Below are 18,125 nucleotides of genomic sequence, written 5' to 3' on the forward strand. Positions count from 1 at the left end.
TTTCGCCTGAATTTTTCGCGGCTTGCCCGATCCGATTGTGACGGGCAGGCCGCTGTTGCCTGAGCACACGGAACCATGGAACGACAAGCTTGGCTGGACGGGACGCTCTACTCGCCCGATTTCGAACAGGATAGCTGCGGCTTCGGCCTCATCGCGCAGATCGACAACCAGCCCAGTCACACGCTGGTGCAGAACGCGATCGGCTCGCTCGCCTGCATGACGCACCGCGGCGCGATCGCGGCCGACGGCCTGTCGGGCGATGGCTGCGGCCTGCTGTTCAAGAAACCCGACGCCTTCCTGCGCGCGGTCGCCGGTGACGCCGGATTCACGCTCGGCGAACTGTACGCCGCCGGCCTCGTCTTCCTGTCGCGCGACGCCGGCCCGCAGGCCCACGCGCGTGCCACGCTGAAGTCGGCGCTCGAAGCGCAGGGCCTCGTCGTCGCTGGCTTCCGCCTGGTGCCGACCGACCCGTCGGTGTGCGGCGAATCGGCGCTCGAGTCGCTGCCGCACTTCGAGCAGGTGTTCGTCAACGCGCCGACGGGACTTTCCGAGGACGACTTCGAGCGCAAGCTCTACATCGCCCGTCGCCAGGCCGAAAAAGCGCTCGACGCCGTCGATCCGGTGTTCTACCTGCCGACGCTGTCGTGCCGCGTCATCAGCTACAAGGGCCTCGTGATGCCGGCCAACCTGCCGGTCTTCTACCCCGATCTCAACGACGCGCGCTTCGCTTCGGCGCTCGTCGTCTTCCACCAGCGCTTCTCGACCAACACCTGGCCACAGTGGCGCCTCGCGCAACCCTTCCGCTACCTCGCGCACAACGGCGAGATCAACACCGTGCAGGGCAACCGCAACTGGAGCCGTGCGCGCGAGCAGAAGTTCGAGACGCCGCTGATCCCGGACATGGACGCGATCCGACCGATCGTCGGCACCAAGGGTTCTGACTCGATGAGCCTCGACAACATGGTCGAGGGTCTGGTCATGGGCGGCGCGGGGCTGTTCCGCGCGCTGCGCCTCGTGATCCCGCCGGCCTGGCAGAACGTCGAGGCGATGGATGCCGACATCCGCGCCTTCTACGAATACAACTCGATGCACATGGAGCCGTGGGACGGCCCCGCCGGGATTGTTTTGACGGACGGTCGTTACGCGGTCTGTACGCTCGACCGCAACGGCCTGCGGCCCGCGCGCTGGGTGCTGACCAAGGACCGCATCCTGACGATCGCGTCCGAAGTCGGCGTGTGGCAGGTCGATCCGGCCAACGTCGAGATGAAGGGGCGCGTGAAGCCCGGGCAGATGGTCGCCGCCGACCTCGAGACCGGCCGTCTCCTGATGCCCGAAGACATCGACAACGAATTGAAGGGCGCCCAGCCCTACCGCGAATGGCTCAAGGCGAGCGCGGTCAAGCTCGACCTGTCGATCGGCCAGGACGCCGACCTCGCGATCATGGACGCCGCGAGCCTGCTGACCCACCAGAAGCTCTTCAACGTGAGCTTCGAGGAGCGCGACCAGATCATCCGCGTGCTCGCCGAGGACGGCGCCGAGGCGATCGGCTCGATGGGCGACGATACGCCGATGGCCGTGTTGAGCCAGAAGGTGCGTTCGCCGTTCGACTACCTGCGCCAGCAGTTCGCGCAGGTCACCAATCCGCCGATCGACCCGATCCGCGAGGCGATCGTGATGTCGCTCGACACCGCCTTCGGCCCCGAGCGCAACCTGTTCAAGGAAAGCCCCGCGCACGCGCACCGCGTCGAGGTCCATTCGCCGCTGCTGTCGAAGGAAGCCTTCGACAAGCTCTTGAACCTGAACGACCCGGCGTTTGCCGCGACCACGCTCGATCTCCACTACGACCCGGCCTCGACCACGCTCGAAGCCGGGCTGCAGGCGCTCACCGCACGCGCGATCGAAGCGGTCAAGGGCGGCAAGGTCATTCTCGTGCTGTCCGACCGCAACATCGCGAAGAACCGCCTGCCGATCCACGCGCTGTTCGCGACCGGCGCCGTGCATCACGCGCTGATCAACGCCGGCCTGCGCTGCGACGCGAACATCGTCGTCGAGACCGGCACGGTCCGCGACCCGCACCACTACGCCTGCCTGATCGGCTACGGCGCGACCGCGGTCTACCCCTATCTGGCCTACCAGGTCATCGGCGAATTCGTGAAGAGCGGCGAAATCAAGCCCGGGCTCGAGAAGGCCCTCGCGAACTTCCGCAAGGGCATAGACAAGGGGCTCTACAAGGTGCTCTCGAAGATGGGCATCTCGCTCGTCGCGAGCTACCGCGGCGCGCAGTTGTTCGAGGCCATCGGGCTCCATGAAAGTGTGGTCGCGCTATGCCTGAAGGGCACGGTGTCGCGCATCTCGGGCGCCAACTTCGAGGACTTCGAGTCCGACCAGAAGCTCCTGCACAAGACCGCGTTCAACCCGCTGCGCCCGCTGTCGGCCGGCGGCCTGCTGAAATTCATGTTCGGCGAGGAGTTCCACGCCTACAATCCCGACGTCGTGCAGCAGCTGCAGAAGGCGGTGAAGACCGGCGACTACGCGGAATTCAAGAAATATTCCGAGATCGTCAACACGCGCCCGGTCGCGATGGTGCGCGACCTCATGAAGCTGAAGACCGGTTCGACGCCGATCCCGCTCGAGGAAGTCGAGCCGCTCGAGACGATCCTCAAGCGCTTCGACTCCGCCGGCATGTCCTTGGGCGCCTTGTCGCCCGAAGCGCACGAGGCGCTCGCCGAAGGCATGAACCGGATCGGCGGCCGCTCGAACTCGGGCGAAGGCGGCGAGGACCCCAGGCGCTACGGCACGGTCAAGACGTCCAAGATCAAGCAGGTCGCGTCGGGCCGCTTCGGCGTCACCGCGACCTACCTCGTCAACGCCGAGGTGCTGCAGATCAAGATCGCGCAGGGCGCCAAGCCCGGCGAGGGCGGCCAGCTCCCGGGCGACAAGGTGTCGCCGATGATCGCCAGCTTGCGTCACTGCAAGCCCGGGACCACGCTGATCTCGCCGCCGCCGCACCACGACATCTATTCGATCGAGGACCTCGCGCAGCTGATCTTCGACCTCAAGCAGGTCAATCCTGATGCGCTCGTGTCCGTCAAGCTCGTCGCCGAACCGGGTGTCGGCACGATCGCCGCGGGGGTGGCCAAGGCCTACGCCGACCTCATCACGATCTCGGGCTACGACGGCGGCACCGGCGCAAGCCCGCTGACCAGCGTGAAATATGCCGGCACGCCGTGGGAACTGGGTCTGTCGGAGGCGCAGCAGGTGCTGCGCGCAAATGGTTTGAGGGGAAGGGTGCGCGTGCAGACCGACGGCGGCCTGAAAACCGGCCTCGACGTCATCAAGGCCGCGATCCTCGGTGCCGAGTCGTTCGGCTTCGGCACCGGCCCGATGGTCGCGCTCGGCTGCAAGTACCTGCGCATCTGCCACCTCAACAACTGCGCGACCGGCATCGCAACGCAGAACGACACGCTCAGGAAGGAGCACTTCATCGGCCTGCCCGGGATGGTCGTGAACTACTTCAAGTTCGTCGCCGAGGAGACGCGCGAACTGATGGCCCAGCTCGGCGTTCGCTCGCTGACCGACCTCATCGGCCGTACCGACCTCCTGGAGCTCTCGCCCGGCGAAACGCCGCGCCAGGGCCGGCTCAAGCTCGACGTGCTGCTCTCGCAGGGTGACATTCCCGCCGACGCGCCGCGCTTCGCCCAGCAGGAACGCAATCCCTCGTTCGACAAGGGCGAGCTCGCCGAGAAGATGGTCGCCGACGCGATCGGCGCGATCAAGGCCGGGACACGGATCGAACTCGACTACGCGATTCGCAACATCAACCGCTCGATCGGCGCGCGCCTGTCGGGCGAAATCGCCAAGGCGCACGGCGCGAAGGGCCTGCCCGACGACACCATCCGCATCGGTCTCGCCGGCTCGGCCGGGCAGAGTTTCGGCGTGTGGAACCACAAGGGCCTGACCCTGACGCTCGAAGGCGACGCCAACGACTACGTCGGCAAGGGCATGGGCGGCGGCCGCCTCGTGATCTATCCGCCGTGCACGGCGACCTTCGAGGCCCACCGCAACACGCTGATCGGCAACACCTGCCTGTACGGCGCGACCGGCGGCGAACTCTACGCCGCGGGCATGGGCGGTGAGCGCTTCGGCGTGCGCAACTCCGGCGCGCTCGCGGTCGTCGAAGGCATCGGCGACCACGGCTGCGAATACATGACCGGCGGCACCGTGATCGTGCTCGGCGACACCGGGCTCAACTTCGGCGCCGGCATGTCGGGCGGCATGGCCTTCGTGATCGACGAGGCCGGCGACTTCATGTCCAAGGCGAACAAGGAAATGATCGAACTGACGCGCATCACGAGCGTCGAGACCGAGCCTTACCGCATCTTCCTCAGGGGCCAGGTCGAGCGCCACCTCGCGCTGACTGGCAGCGCGCGCGCGCGCGAAATCCTCGCCGACTTCGACGCGGCCCTGGCGAAGGCCTGGCTGGTCAAGCCGAAGCGCATTTCGATCGAAGACCTGGTCGAGGATCTGCCCGGCCAGCAACGTGAAGTATTGGAAGCATAATGGGTGACGTATTCCAGTTCCTGAAGCAGTCGCGCCGCGACGGCGCGAAGACGCCTGCCGACGTGCGCAAGCATGAATTCCGCGAGATCTACGCGCTGATGGACCCGGCGCACGCGCAGGAGCAGGCCGACCGCTGCCTCGGCTGCGGCAACCCCTACTGCGAGTGGAAGTGCCCGGTGCACAACTACATCCCGAACTGGCTCAAGCTCGTGAACGAAGGCCGCCTGTTCGAGGCGGCCGAACTCTCGCACCAGACCAATTCGCTGCCCGAGGTGTGCGGCCGCGTGTGTCCGCAGGACCGGCTCTGCGAAGGCGCCTGCACGCTCAACACCGACGGCTTCGGTGAAGCGGTCGGCGGCGGCCCGAACACGGGCGGCTTCGGCGCGGTCACGATCGGCCAGATCGAGCGCTACATTTCCGAGGAGGCATTCAAGGCCGGCTGGCGGCCCGACCTCTCGAACGTCGTGCCGAGCGGCAGGAGGGTCGCCGTGATCGGCGCAGGCCCGGCCGGCCTCGCCTGCGCCGACGTGCTTGCGCGCAACGGCGTGCAAGCGGTGGTCTACGACCGCTACGACGCGATCGGCGGCCTGCTGACCTTCGGCATCCCCGAGTTCAAGATGGAAAAGACCGTCATGACCCGCCGCCGCGAGGTATTCGAGGGCATGGGCATCGAATTCCGTCTCAACACCGAGGTCGGCCGCGACGTCTCGATGCAGACCTTGCTCGACGAATACGACGCCGTATTCATGGGCATGGGCACCTACACCTACATGAAGGGCGGCTTCCCGGGCGAGGACCTGCCGGGCGTGCTCGAAGCGCTGCCCTTCCTGATTTCCAACGTCCGCCAATGCCTCGAACTCGCCGGTCCGGACGAGGCCTTCCACGACATGAAGGGCAAGCGCGTCGTCGTCCTCGGCGGCGGCGACACGGCGATGGACTGCAACCGCACGAGCATCCGCCAGGGCGCGGCGTCCGTCGTCTGCGCCTACCGGCGCGACGAGAAGAACATGCCCGGCTCCAAGCGCGAAGTCGCCAACGCCAAGGAAGAAGGCGTGCAATTCCTGTGGAACCGCCAGCCGGTCGAGATCGTAGGCAACGGCCGCGTCGAGGGCGTCAAGCTCGTCACGACCGAACTCGGCCCGCCCGACGCGCGCGGCCGCCGCACGCCGGTCGTCATTCCGGGTTCTGAGGAAATCATCGCAGCCGACCACGTCATAGTCGCCTTCGGCTTCCGCCCGAACCCGCAGCCCTGGTTCGCCGAGCACGCGATCGCGACCGACCCCGCCGGGCGTGTCATCGCGAGCGGCCAGGCGCACCCCTACCAGACCGCCAACCCCAAGGTCTTCGCCGGCGGCGACATGGTCCGCGGTTCCGACCTCGTCGTGACCGCGGTGTGGGAAGGCCGCGAGGCCGCCAAGGGTATCCTCGCCTACCTCGAGATCTAGCATCGCCCGCGCGCCGGCGGCTGCCGGCGCGCGAACCGGGTATGCTGCGACAATGTCCGCGCCTTCAGCCCGCATGCTTTCCGGTCCCTATTACCCGCGCTCGTTCACGATCCTCGTGATCGCCGCCATGGGCGTGCTCATCGTGCCGCTCGCGAGCGGGCTCATCAACGCAGTGCACGTGCTGCAGGGCGTGCTCGACACCCAGCGGCAGTTCACGCGCGACAGCCTCGCGGTCACGCGCGACGTGCGCCAGGTCGTCGACTCGGTCAGCCAGCTGCAGCGCGCGGCCGGGCAGTACCACCTGCTCCAGGACAAGGAGTTCGGTCCGGCGCTGCACGCGCGCTTCGACGCGCTGCAGAAGCAGCTCGCCGAACTCGAGCCGCGCCTGAGCGACCCGCTCGCGCGCAGCACGCTGGCGACGCTGCGCACGCGCAGCCTCGCGCTCTACCGCACGCTGCAGCCCGGCCGCTTTCTCGACAGCGAGCGTTTCCACGCGCTCGACCCGGCCTTCGACGATCTGCACGTCGGCGCCGAAAACCTGCTGCACGAGGCCGACACCGCGGTCGAGGGAGAACTGCAAGTACTCGAGGCAACCGTGCAAGCGACGCAACAACGCCTGATTGCGCTCGGGCTCGCGCTGATCCCGCTGACGCTGCTCCTCGCGGCCGTGTTTTCCTGGCTCATCAACCGCCCGATCAAGCAGCTCAAGGCCTCGATCCAGCAGCTCGGACAGGCCGATCTCGGCCCGCTGCCCGCGATCAGCGGGCCGCAGGACATCGTCGAACTCGGGCGCGAGATGGACTGGCTGCGCCAGCGCCTGCAGGCGCTCGAGGAACAGAAACTGCAGTTCCTGCGCCAGGTCTCGCACGAACTCAAGACCCCGCTGGCCTCGCTGCGCGAAGGCGTCGCCCTGCTCGGCGACGAACTCGCCGGCAGCCTCAATCCGCGTCAGCGCGCGATCGTGACGATCATGGATACCGGCAGCCGCGACCTGCAGCAGCGCATCGAGGATCTGCTCCGCTACGGCAACCTCCAGGATGCGCGCCCGCCCGCGGTGCCGGTGGCGCTAGCCGAGGCGCTCGCGAGCGTGCTCGAACGCCAGCGCCTCGCGCTCGAGGCGCGCCGCATCGTGGTCGAGACCGAATTCGCGGCGCCCGCCGTGCTCGCCGATCGCGCACTGCTCGAAACCGTGCTCGACAACCTGCTCTCGAATGCGGTCAAATTCAGCCCGGACGAGGGACGCATCCTGGTCAGGAGCGAAGTCGCCGACGACGCCGTCGTGCTCTGGTTCTGCGACCAGGGCGAAGGCATCCCCGAAGCCTTGCGCGCCCGCGTCTTCGAGCCCTTCTTCCAGGGTCCGCGCCAGCCCGCGAGCACGGTCAAGGGCAGCGGGCTCGGCCTGTCGATCGTGCGCGAATCGGTGCTCGCCGCCGGCGGCGCGATCGGCATCGTCGACGCACCGCCCTGGTCCACCTGTTTCCGTCTAAGCCTGCCGCTCCCACCATGAAGCTGAAATTCCTCTCCATCGCCATGCTCTCGCTGCTGCTCGCGGCCTGCGCCGCGACCCGTCCGCCCGAACGTGCGCCCGCACGGGACTGTCCGCCGGCGAACGACTGGCTGATCGTCGACGACGCGGCGCGAAGCGCGGCGCGCACGACGCCGCCGGCCGACGCGGCCGCGCGGGTCGGCTCGCGCGGCGCCCAACTCCTCGACGAATTGTTCCGCGTCGCGAGCCTCTCGCCCGAACAACGCCGGCGCGACCTCGGTGCGCTCGAGGCGCAGCGGCGGCTCGACGACACCCGGCGCTTCCAGCTTGCCGCGCTGCTCGAGCGCGAGGACAGCATCGAGGCGCTCGACCGCAGCCTGAAGACGCTGAACTCGCTCGTGGAAATCGATGTCCATGCGCAAATCCTGGTCGAGCTGATGAAGAAATCCCTCAAGGCCCGCATCGAACTCAAGCAGCAGAACGCACGCGTCCACGAACTGCAGGAGAAACTCGAGCAGATCAAGGCGCTCGAGAAATCGCTGCAGCAGCGCGGCGTCGTGCCGAAAGCGCCATGAAGAAGCTGACCATCCTCGTCGTCGACGATGACGCCGCGCTGCGCGAGCTGATCACGCTGCGGCTCGAAGCGAACGGGTTTCGCGTGGTCGCCGTCGACAGCGGCGAGGCCGCGCTCGCGCAGCTCGCGCTGGCGCGGCCGGACGCCGTGCTGACCGACCTGCAGATGGCCGGCATGGACGGCATGGCGCTGTTCCGCGCGATACAGGCGCGCGATCCTGCGCTGCCCGTCGTCGTGCTGACCGCGCACGGAACCATTCCCGACGCGGTCGCGGCGACCCAGCAAGGGCTGTTCGGCTATCTGACCAAGCCCTACGACGCGCCGACGCTGATCGAACTCCTGAAGCGCGCGACCCGCCTGGGCGTAAGCGCCGCGGAGGTCGCGGACGACTGGCGCGCCGAAATCATCACCGCCAGCCCGGCGATGGAAGCCTTGCTGGCCGAGGCGCGGCTCGCCGCGCAGAGCGAAGCCTCGCTGCTGATCCAGGGCGAATCCGGCACCGGCAAGGAGTTGCTCGCGCGGGCCATCCACCGCGCCAGCCCGCGCCGCGCCAAGCCATTCGTCGCGATCAACTGCGGCGCGATCCCGGCCGAACTGCTCGAATCCGAGCTCTTCGGCCACCTCAAGGGCGCCTTCACGGGCGCGGCGCGCGACAATCCGGGCCTCTTCATGAGCGCGCAGGGCGGCACGGTGTTTCTCGACGAGATCGGCGACATGCCGCTGCCGCTGCAGGTCAAGCTCCTGCGCGTCCTGCAGGAAGGCGAGGTGCGTCCGGTGGGGGCGACCGAGACGCGCCCGGTCGACGTGCGCATCCTCTCGGCGACACACAGGAACCTCGAGGATGCCATCGGCAGCGGCGAATTCCGCGAGGACCTCTACTACCGTCTCAACGTCGTCAACCTCATGCTGCCGCCGCTGCGCGAGCGGCGCGAGGACATTCCGCTGCTGGCGCAGCATTTCCTCGCCGAGCTGACCGAGAAATACGACCGTCGTGTACGCGGCTTCGCCCCCGACGCGCTCGACATGCTGGCCGCCGCCGATTGGCCGGGCAACATCCGCCAGCTGCGCAACGTGCTCGAACAGTGCGTCGCCCTCTGTACGACGCCGACGATCCCCGGCAGCCTCGTCGCGCGCGCACTGCGCGAGAAACCGGCGGAGATTCAGCCGCTCGCCGAAGCCCGCGCCGCCTTCGAGCGCGACTATCTCATCTCCCTGCTCAAGCTCACGCGCGGCCAGGTCAGCGAAGTCGCGCGGCTCGCCGGACGCAACCGCACCGAGGTCTACCGGCTGCTGCAGCGTCACGGCCTGACGCCCGCGCTGTTCAAGGATCGCGACGACGCGCCCTGAGCGTCTTCGCCGGGCGACAGCGCCGGGCGGCCTTAGCGCTAACGGCTCGACCCGTCACGGCACAATGGATTGATTCTCAAGGGGAAAACGGCCCTGGCACGTCCTCTGCATCGGAACGACGCATCCCTTCGGGGCTCAGTCATTTTGAAAGGAGAACGCCATGTTCGGATGGGCTATCACGTTTCTGGTCATTGCCATTGCGGCAGGCATCTTCGGCTTCGCCGGCCTCGCCGGGACGGCTGCCTGGATCGCAAAGGTCCTGTTCGTCGTGGGTCTGGCGGCCGTCCTCATCATGCTGGTGATGGGTCGCCGGCCGCCCACGGTCTAGTCAATTCGTAACATCCCGGGGAGCTGCGGCTCCCCTTTTTTTCGTCCCGAAGCCGCGCTCGCCGCGCTTGTCGCAAAACGCAGACAAAAAACCGCCGTACAAACAAGCGCTTGGGGCATCGCGCAGCGGGGTGTCACCGCAGCGCGACAGATCACCTGTGGCGGCCGGTGCCGTTTTCGCCGGCGGTCGGGGCAGATCGCCGCAAGCCATTGAATATAAATTGAAAAAGCCGCCTGGCACGGTTGTCGCTGTATCCCACCCCGAGTGCATTTTGCATTCACTCAACTCGTTACACAGGAGATAGCTATGAAATCGCTTAATCAGCGCGTAATGACTATGGCATTCGTCGGTCTGTTCTCGGCCGTTTCGGGCTCGGTCCTGGCCGCCGGCGCCTCGTCGGCGTTCAAGAGCTATGACGCGAACAGCGACGGCAAGGTCAGCATGGACGAATACGAGGCTCAAGGCGGAACCAAGAGCACGTTCGGCACGATCGACGCGGACGGCAGCAAGAGCCTGAGCAAGGACGAGTTCGCCAAGATCGAATCGGGCTCGGGCTACTCGGGTTCGACCGGCAGCTCGGGCGCGGACGACAGCATGTCCGCTCCGACTGACGACGGCACCGCCGGCGGCTCGTCCACCACCCCGGCGGTTCCCGCCACCCCCGCCTCGCCCAGCTCGGGCGGCGGCATGTAAGCAGTACCTCTATCGCCCCACCAGCGATCGATCCGACTTGTGAGTTCGACACCCGCCGTCTGCCCGGCGCACCCACACCGGGCAGCCGCGGCGGGCCAATTGGCGCAGTCGCGCAGAGACCCATAAAGACATACCTTGCAACACCCTTCGCTCCGGTCGCGGACGCGAAGCGATTATCCGTGCGTCCCGGGCGCTCATTTGCCCGGACGACATCAACGATGAGGAATGACATGCATTTGATCAGCAGACATCTCAACGATGAACATATGCGGCTGTACGAATGGAGCGGCGCCGGGACCGGCATGTCCCACCAGGTCGATTTTCGTCCGAAGCGCAGTCATTCGTGGCATGCGTCCTACGCCGTGCTGGCCGTGCTGACCAGCCTATTGATCCTGAATGGTTGCAACGACACCGGGCCCACTCAGGAAGCGAGCGAGCAGGCCGAGCGTGCCGTGCGCGAAATGGAAGAGACCGCGGCCCTCGCGGCCGTCCCGCCTGAGGGGCGCGATCGGACGGACGCCCCGTCGCCGACCAGGGAGCCCGGCGAATAGAGGGGCCGCCCTGATAGCGTGCAGAAAGAAAAAGGCCGGCGAATGCCGGCCTTTTTCATGGTGACACGCCTGCGGCGATCAGAAGCTGTAGCTGTACATCAACTGCCAATTGATCTGGCTGTGCTCGATCACCATGCCGCCGTTGCCACCCATCAAGGGCGAAGGCCCCGTGCCCGTCACGGTCACTTCGGGCACGTAGCTGACCGCAAAATTGACCTGCGAGTGCTGATCGAAGACGTAGCCGAAGCCGGCCGTGTAGTGGCGTTCGGTCGTCGCCGGCCAGAGGTAGTTCACGAGGTCGCTGGGGATCGGGTTCTCGCCGTAGTTGTAGCCGATGCGCCCCGTGAAGGCGTCGGTGAAGCGGTAGGCGAGACCGAGCGAGACGACGAGCTGGTCTTCCCAGTCCTGCCGGAACGGCACGTCGCCGCCCGGCGTGTGGATGGTGACCGTGTTCATGCTCGCGCCCCACAGCAATTCCTTGACGTCGGCGGCGACCAGCAGCCGGTCGTTCGCCTGCCAGGCCAGGCCGAGTCCGACGACGGCGGGCATGTCGAAGCCCTCGACTTCGTAGCCGCCGTCCTCGAGATCGGGAAGATTGCCGGCGGTCTGATAGACACCGCCCAGCGTCAGCCCGGGGTTCAGCTTGTAGGTAAAGCCGAGCTTGCCCGCGACGCCGTAACCTTTGGCCTGACCGCTGAAGTCGCTCGTGTCCTTGAAGTTGATGTTCGCCATTTGCGCGACAAGATCCATGCCGCCCCAGACGAGGTCGACGCTGCCGCCGATGTTGAAGCGCTCGTTCACGCTGTAGGTCAGCGGAAAGATCACGCGGCCGACGCTGACCTGGGCGAGGTCGCCGTTCGCGTACTCGGTCCCCATGCCGCCCTGGCCGTAGATACCGAAGCCGTAAGCAAACTTGCCCTCTTTCTTGACGTAGCCGAAGGCCGGCATGTAGAAGGCGTCGGCCTCGGATTTGCCCATGCCCATCGAGGTTTCGACGTCCGGACCGACGAAACCGAGCATCAGATCGATGCGGCTGCCGTCGGCCATGAGGCCAAGCGTGGCGGGATTGTTGGCCAGCGCCGCCGTGCCGTTGTCGTAGGCCATGGCGGCGCCGCCCATGCCGGTCGCGACCGGGCCGTAGCCATCCATGAGCATGCCGTTGGTGGCGAGCGCCGATCCGGGCAAAGCGAATACCGCCGCGGCGACGCCGGCCGCGAGTTTACTGAGTTGCATGAAGTCTCCTGAGGTGTGGTTCTAGACGCGCAAAGCCAAAAATTCTAAAGGATTAACGGTGCCGGAGTCGCGCGCTGAAGGCCTTTTTGACGCCAAAGCCGGGTATTTCGCGCGACGTGTTGCGCCGTAACATCGCGTTACCGAGCGTTACGCGCGCCACACACGCCCCTTACACCGTGTTTTTAGAGTGGGAAACGTCGGGACCTGTCCGACTTTCGCTGAACTTTCCCTGAAAGGAACACGCCATGAAACCCAGCTTCACCAAAACCTCCCTTGGTCTCATCACCCTCGCCACGCTCGCCCTGGGGGCCGGCAGCGCCGCCGCCGGGTGGCAGACGCCCCGCGCCCAGCCCCACTTGCACGCGGTCGAGGCCCGTCAGGACCGGCAGCACCAGCGCATCCACGCCGGCCGCGAGAACGGCGAGCTGACGCGCGGCGAATTCCGCCGCCTGCAGCGGGAGCAACGCGAGATCCACGGGCTGGCCCGCCATTTCGCGGCCGACGGCGCTATCGACGCGCGCGAGCAGCGCCGTCTCGACCGTAGGCTCGACCGCGCGAGCCACCACATCCGCAGCGCACGGCACGACCACGACCGGCTCGCAAGCGGCACGCCCTACAGTCGGCACGCCTGGGGTCGTTAAGCTCTTAGTCCCGACCAAGGAGATGCAATGAAATATCCTCTCGCGCTGTCCCTCGCCACCCTGCTCGTGACGCCGGCCTGGGCCGATCCGCCCGCCCACGCACCGGCCCATGGCTACCATAAAAAATCGTACGACAAGCCGGCAAAGGCCAAGCACTATCAGGGCCGCAGCGGCGCCGTCTACGCGCACGACTACGGCATCTCGGCCGGACGCTGCAACAGCGACGAAATCGGCACCGTCATCGGCGGCGTCTCGGGCGCCGTCATCGGGGGCCAGGTCGCCGGCGGCGACGACCGCGTGGTCGGCATGGTCGTCGGCGGGGTGCTCGGCGCCGTCCTCGGCCACGCGATCGGCGAAAGCATCGACGCGCGCGACCGTGCCTGCATGGGCCACGCGCTCGAACTCGGCCGTCCGGGCGTCCCCGTCGTGTGGCACACCGACGGCCACCGCTACCACTTCACGCCGGGGGCGCTGGCGGGCGACGGCTGCCGCCGGGCCACGGTGAGCGTCGACGGCGGCAGACCGCGCGCCATGCTCGCCTGCCCGGCAGGCCGCGGCCAGTGGACCTTCCGCCGTAGTTGAGGGGGCCGGCGCGGCCCGGCCAGCGGCGCCAAGCCTGTTAGAATTCAGGCTTTGCGTCCTGGCCCTTTTTCCGGGCTACAGCCATGTCCGCCCTCAAGAACGATACCTTCCTGCGCGCGCTGCTGCGCCAGCCGACCGAGTACACGCCGCTGTGGCTGATGCGCCAGGCGGGGCGCTATCTGCCCGAGTACAACGCGACGCGCGCGCGGGCCGGCGATTTCCTGACGCTCTGCAAAACGCCCGACCTCGCGACCGAGGTCACCCTGCAGCCGCTCGCGCGCTACCCGCTCGACGCCGCGATCCTGTTCTCCGACATTCTGACGGTCCCCGACGCGATGGGCCTGGGCCTGTACTTCTCGCAAGGCGAGGGGCCGCGCTTCGAGCGCCCGCTGCGCGACGAATGGGAAATCCGCGATCTCTCGGCGCCCGATCCGACCGACCACCTGGGCTACGTGATGGACGCCGTGCGCTCGATCCGCCGCGCCCTCGATGGCGCCGTGCCGCTGATCGGCTTTTCCGGCAGCCCCTACACGCTCGCCTGCTACATGATCGAAGGCGGCAGTTCGGACGACTACCGCCACATCAAGACCATGCTCTACCGCCGCCCCGACCTCTTACATCGCGTCCTCGAGGTCAACACACGTGCGGTCACCGATTACCTCAACGCCCAGATCGAAGCCGGCGCCCAGGCCGTGATGATCTTCGACTCCTGGGGCGGCAGCCTCACGCCGCACGGCTACCGCGAGTTCTCGCTCGACTACATGGAACGCATCGTCAGTGGGCTGATCAAGGAGCGCGAAGGCCGCCGCATTCCGAGCATCATCTTCACCAAGGGCGGGGGCAACTGGCTCGAAGCGATGGCGGGCGCCGGTGCCGACGCGGTCGGGCTCGACTGGACGCTCGACATCGGCGAGGCGCGCCGCCGCGTCGGCGACCGCGTCGCGCTGCAGGGCAACCTCGACCCCTGCGCGCTCCACGGCACGCCCGAGAGCATCCGCGCCGAGGCCGAACGCATCGTCGACGCCTACGGCAACCATCCGGGGCACGTGTTCAATCTCGGGCACGGCATTTCGCAGTTCACCGATCCCGCCAACGTCGCAGTACTGGTCGACGCCGTCCACAGCCGCAGCCGCGCAATCCGCGCCGGCGCGTGAGCGGCCCGACGATCGAAAATTTCGAATGGTCCGCGTATAAAAAACGACTTTCCAATACGCCGGGCAGGTCCCACCATACCGGGTCTCGTCGACCCCACGGAGTCTCCTCGTGAAAACCTTTCTCGTCAGCTTGTTCGCGGTATTTCTGACCTTCGCTCTCGGCGCCCACGACGCCGAGGCCAAACGCCTCGGTGGCGGCAAATCCTTCGGCATGCAGCGCACGGCGCCGACCAAGCAGGAAGCCGCACCGCAACGCCAGCAGCCCGCCGGCAGCCCGCCCCAGGCCGCGCCGCAGAAGCGTAGCTGGATGGGGCCGATCGCCGGTCTCGCCGCAGGCCTCGGCCTCGCTGCGCTCGCTTCGCATCTCGGCTTCGGCGAGGAAATGGCCAACTTCCTGATGCTGGCGCTGCTGGCGATGGCGGCTTTCATGCTGTTCCGTTTCTTCATGCGTCGCAACGCGCCGCAACCCGCGATGCAGTACGCGGGGGTCCCGCCCGGCCACAACCCGCGCCTCCACGACGCGACCCCGGCTGGCGCGACCGCCGGCCCCGCGACCGGCTTCCCGCCGGGTTTCGACGCGGCGGGTTTCGCGCGCGAAGCGAAGCTCAATTTCATCCGCCTGCAGGCGGCCTTCGACGCGGGCAACCTCGACGACCTGCGCGCCTTCACCTCGCCCGAGATCTTCGCCGAGCTGTCGATGCAGATGGCCGAGCGCGGCGACGTCCAACAGACCACCGACGTGATGATGCTGGACGCCGAAGTGCTCGAGGCCAGCGACGAGGACAACCGCCACGTCGTCAGCGTGCGCTTCACCGGTCAGGTGCGCGAGAATGAAGGCGCTGCGCCGGTCGCGCTCGACGAGGTCTGGCACCTCACCAAGCCCATTCACGGCGGTGGCGGCTGGGTGATCGCCGGCATACAGCAGGGGTGAGAAAGCGCCGGGGCAGCCGGCCCGGCGCGGCAACCGCTTCGCAGGCCGCCCCGCGCGGAATAGAAGCGGCGACTTATGCACATTTTCCGGGCACCGCCGTTTTTTTGATGTCAGCCCCTTGACAGGGAAGCTGTCTTTGTAAGTGTTTGATCGACAATAAATACTTTGCTTGCCTGATTTTTAGCCGTTCCGGCGCAAGCCCGTCAGCACGCCCGCCGGACCGGATCGTCACAAATAACGCACACAATTATCCACAGGTTCCGTGGACAAGCCAAAAAAGGCTTTATGAACAGGGCGTTAGCATATCGGCCCCCAGTGTCAACCAAGGACCGGCATGAATGACCCCCAAACCGGGCAAACGCGTCGACCTTGCGTCCCGAGCCCCGACTCTCAGCAAGGGGCGGACTGAATGACTCCGATCGTCCAGGTTGGACTCGACACGCCGCTTGACCGTCTGTTCGATTACAGCGCGGGCGAAGCCGCGGCGGACCTCGCCCCCGGCCGCCTCGTCGAAGTACCCTTCGGCCGCACCCGGCAGGTCGGCGTGGTGCTCGGCAGCCTTGCTGAGACGGCCGTCGACGGGATCAAGCTGAGGACAATCCTTCGCGTCCTCGACGACCGCCCCGCGCTCGCGCCGGAAGTGCTGCGCTTGGCACGGTTCTGCGCCGACTACTACCACTATCCGCTGGGGGCGGTCCTGCTCGCGACCCTTCCCCCCCGCCTGAAGAACGCGACCCCCTACCTCGCCGACACGCCGTGGCTCGTCGTCACCGCGCTTGGCCGCGCCGAGGGACCCGCGCCGAGGGCCCGCGCGCAGCATGCCCTGCTCGAAGCCTTGCGCGAGGCGCCGCAGGCGCGTGCATACCTGCGCGCCATCAAGCAGGGACGCCACGCGGCCGCGCTCGTCGCCGCGGGCTGGGCCGAATGGACCCGCCTGCCGCCCGAGGCCGAACCCCCGCCGGAAGGCCCTCGCCCGGCACCGGCAACGGCCGAGCAGCAGGCCGCGCTCGATGTGTTGCTGCCGACGCTCGGCGAATTCGCCGTGCATCTCGTGCACGGCGTGACCGGCAGCGGCAAGACCGAACTCTATCTGCGCGTCATCGACGCCGTGCTCGCCGCCGGTCGGCAGGCGCTGGTACTGATTCCGGAAATCGCGCTGACGCCCCAGCTCGAAGGACACTTCCGCGCCCGCTTTCCGGGCCGGCGCTTCGCGACCCTGCACAGCGGGCTTGCCGAGGCCGCGCGCACCGAAAACTGGCTCGCCGCAGCCGACTGCGACGTCCTGCTCGGCACCCGCCTCGCCGTATTCGCGCCGCTGCCGCGGCTGGGCCTGATCGTCGTCGACGAAGAACACGACACCTCATTCAAGCAGCAGGACGGCTTGCGCTATTCGGCGCGCGACGTCGCGATCGCCCGCGGCAAGCAGGCCGGCGTTCCGGTGCTGCTCGGGTCGGCCACGCCATCGCTCGAAAGCTACGCGCAGGCCCGCAGCGGCCGCTACCGGCTGCTCGAACTCAGGCAGCGCGCGATCGCCGCCGCGCGCCTGCCCGAGATCGAGCTCGTCGACCTGCGTCACGTTCCGCAGGAAAACGGCCTGACCGCGCCGGCCCTCGCGGCCCTGCACGCGACGCTCGCACGCGGCGAGCAGAGCCTGGTCTTCCTCAATCGCCGCGGCTATGCGCCCGCGCTGTACTGTCCGAGCTGCGCCTGGGTCTCGCCCTGCCCGCACTGCTCGGCACGGCTGGTCCTGCACCGCGGCGCGCAGCGGCTGAAATGCCATCACTGCGGCTTCGAGACACGGATCCCGAGCGCATGCCCGGACTGCGGCGAGCCCGACCTGAAGCCGCTCGGGCAGGGCACTCAGCGCGTCGAGGAAACGCTCGCGACGCACCTGCCGGGTGCGCGCATCCGCCGCATCGACCGCGACACGATGCGCCCGCGCGCCTGGGCCGAGCTCGGCACGGCCGTGCACGGCGGCGAAGTCGACGTGCTCGTCGGCACGCAGATGCTGGCCAAGGGCCACGACTTCCCGAACGTGACGCTGGCGCTGATACTCGACACCGACGGCGCGCTCTACAGCCCCGACTTTCGGGCGACGGAACGGCTTTTCGCCCAACTCATGCAGGTCGCCGGGCGCGCGGGCCGCGCGGAAAAACCCGGCCGCGTGCTGATCCAGACGGCGTTTCCCGACCACCCGCTGTTCCGTCACCTGCAGCGACACGACTACGCGGCCTACGCACGCGAACTGCTCGCCGAACGCAAACAGCTCGAACTGCCCCCGTACACGCGGCAGATCCTCGTGCGCGCCGAAGCGACCACGATGGACGCCGCGCTCGCCTTCCTGCGGCGCGCGGCGGCGCTCGCCCCCGATGCGCCCGGGGTCAGCGTGTTCGCTGCGACGCCCGCGCCGATGGCCCGCGTTGCCAAGCTCGAACGCGCGCAACTTCTGATCCAGTCGCCCTCACGCGCGGCGCTGCAGGCCTTCGTGCGGGACTGGCGGCCGCGTCTCGAAACGATCCGGCCGCGCCCCGCGCGCTGGTCGCTCGACGTCGACCCGCTCGTGTTTTGAGTCCGGCGCGGCGCGCGGTTTTGAGGCCTCG

General features: G+C 67.6%; 14 protein-coding genes. 13 read left to right on the forward strand and 1 reads right to left on the reverse strand.

What is annotated here, in order from left to right:
• Positions 1-75: 75 nt before the first annotated feature.
• The 8 genes from gltB to TBD_RS13910 all read left to right on the forward strand — a co-directional run bounded on the left by gltB (position 76) and on the right by TBD_RS13910 (position 10,984).
• Positions 76-4,560, forward strand: a complete 4,485-nt coding sequence (gene gltB, locus TBD_RS13875; protein ID WP_011313279.1) for a glutamate synthase large subunit — start codon at positions 76-78, stop codon at positions 4,558-4,560.
• On the forward strand, positions 4,560-6,005 hold the full coding sequence (locus TBD_RS13880) for an FAD-dependent oxidoreductase (protein ID WP_011313280.1): 1,446 nt from the start codon (positions 4,560-4,562) through the stop codon (positions 6,003-6,005). Before gltB ends, TBD_RS13880 begins: the two co-directional genes overlap by 1 nt.
• 73 nt (positions 6,006-6,078) lie before the next feature.
• Positions 6,079-7,512 carry a sensor histidine kinase gene (locus tag TBD_RS13885; protein ID WP_041432807.1) on the forward strand — a complete coding sequence of 478 codons (1,434 nt, stop codon included), beginning with the start codon at positions 6,079-6,081 and terminating at the stop codon, positions 7,510-7,512.
• Complete coding sequence (locus TBD_RS13890) at positions 7,509-8,066, forward strand: hypothetical protein (protein WP_011313282.1); 558 nt, start codon at positions 7,509-7,511, stop codon at positions 8,064-8,066. The genes TBD_RS13885 and TBD_RS13890 overlap by 4 nt, the downstream gene beginning before the upstream one ends.
• On the forward strand, positions 8,063-9,412 hold the full coding sequence (locus TBD_RS13895) for a sigma 54-interacting transcriptional regulator (protein WP_011313283.1): 1,350 nt from the start codon (positions 8,063-8,065) through the stop codon (positions 9,410-9,412). Before TBD_RS13890 ends, TBD_RS13895 begins: the two co-directional genes overlap by 4 nt.
• A gap of 160 nt (positions 9,413-9,572) precedes the next feature.
• A complete protein-coding gene (locus TBD_RS14680; protein ID WP_011313284.1) occupies positions 9,573-9,740 on the forward strand; it encodes a DUF1328 domain-containing protein in 168 nt (55 codons plus the stop codon).
• Between the two features lie 306 nt (positions 9,741-10,046).
• Positions 10,047-10,433 carry a hypothetical protein gene (locus TBD_RS14380; protein ID WP_011313286.1) on the forward strand — a complete coding sequence of 129 codons (387 nt, stop codon included), beginning with the start codon at positions 10,047-10,049 and terminating at the stop codon, positions 10,431-10,433.
• 230 nt (positions 10,434-10,663) lie between these two features.
• On the forward strand, positions 10,664-10,984 hold the full coding sequence (locus tag TBD_RS13910) for a hypothetical protein (RefSeq protein WP_011313287.1): 321 nt from the start codon (positions 10,664-10,666) through the stop codon (positions 10,982-10,984).
• A gap of 78 nt (positions 10,985-11,062) precedes the next feature.
• Here the strand turns inward: TBD_RS13910 and TBD_RS13915 are convergent, their stop codons facing one another.
• The gene (locus tag TBD_RS13915) at positions 11,063-12,217 is read right to left on the reverse strand and encodes an OmpP1/FadL family transporter (RefSeq protein ID WP_011313288.1); all 1,155 of its coding nucleotides are present in this window, start codon (positions 12,215-12,217) and stop codon (positions 11,063-11,065) included.
• A 245-nt stretch (positions 12,218-12,462) separates the two neighbouring features.
• Between TBD_RS13915 and TBD_RS14385 the strand changes: the two genes are divergently transcribed.
• The 5 genes from TBD_RS14385 (at position 12,463) to TBD_RS13940 (ending at position 18,094) form a co-directional block, all read left to right on the forward strand.
• Positions 12,463-12,858: a hypothetical protein gene (locus TBD_RS14385; RefSeq protein WP_011313289.1), complete on the forward strand. Its 396-nt coding sequence runs from the start codon at positions 12,463-12,465 to the stop codon at positions 12,856-12,858.
• A 27-nt stretch (positions 12,859-12,885) separates the two neighbouring features.
• Positions 12,886-13,440 (forward strand): glycine zipper 2TM domain-containing protein, encoded by a 555-nt coding sequence (locus tag TBD_RS13925; RefSeq protein ID WP_011313290.1) that lies wholly within the window; start codon positions 12,886-12,888, stop codon positions 13,438-13,440.
• Between the two features lie 83 nt (positions 13,441-13,523).
• Complete coding sequence (hemE, locus tag TBD_RS13930) at positions 13,524-14,594, forward strand: uroporphyrinogen decarboxylase (RefSeq protein WP_011313291.1); 1,071 nt, start codon at positions 13,524-13,526, stop codon at positions 14,592-14,594.
• Between the two features lie 109 nt (positions 14,595-14,703).
• Positions 14,704-15,525 (forward strand): Tim44 domain-containing protein, encoded by an 822-nt coding sequence (locus TBD_RS13935; RefSeq protein ID WP_011313292.1) that lies wholly within the window; start codon positions 14,704-14,706, stop codon positions 15,523-15,525.
• A 409-nt stretch (positions 15,526-15,934) separates the two neighbouring features.
• The gene (locus TBD_RS13940) at positions 15,935-18,094 is read left to right on the forward strand and encodes a primosomal protein N' (protein WP_011313293.1); all 2,160 of its coding nucleotides are present in this window, start codon (positions 15,935-15,937) and stop codon (positions 18,092-18,094) included.
• Positions 18,095-18,125 lie beyond the last annotated feature (31 nt).

This window comes from Thiobacillus denitrificans ATCC 25259, assembly GCF_000012745.1.
Taxonomy (GTDB): domain Bacteria; phylum Pseudomonadota; class Gammaproteobacteria; order Burkholderiales; family Thiobacillaceae; genus Thiobacillus; species Thiobacillus denitrificans_B.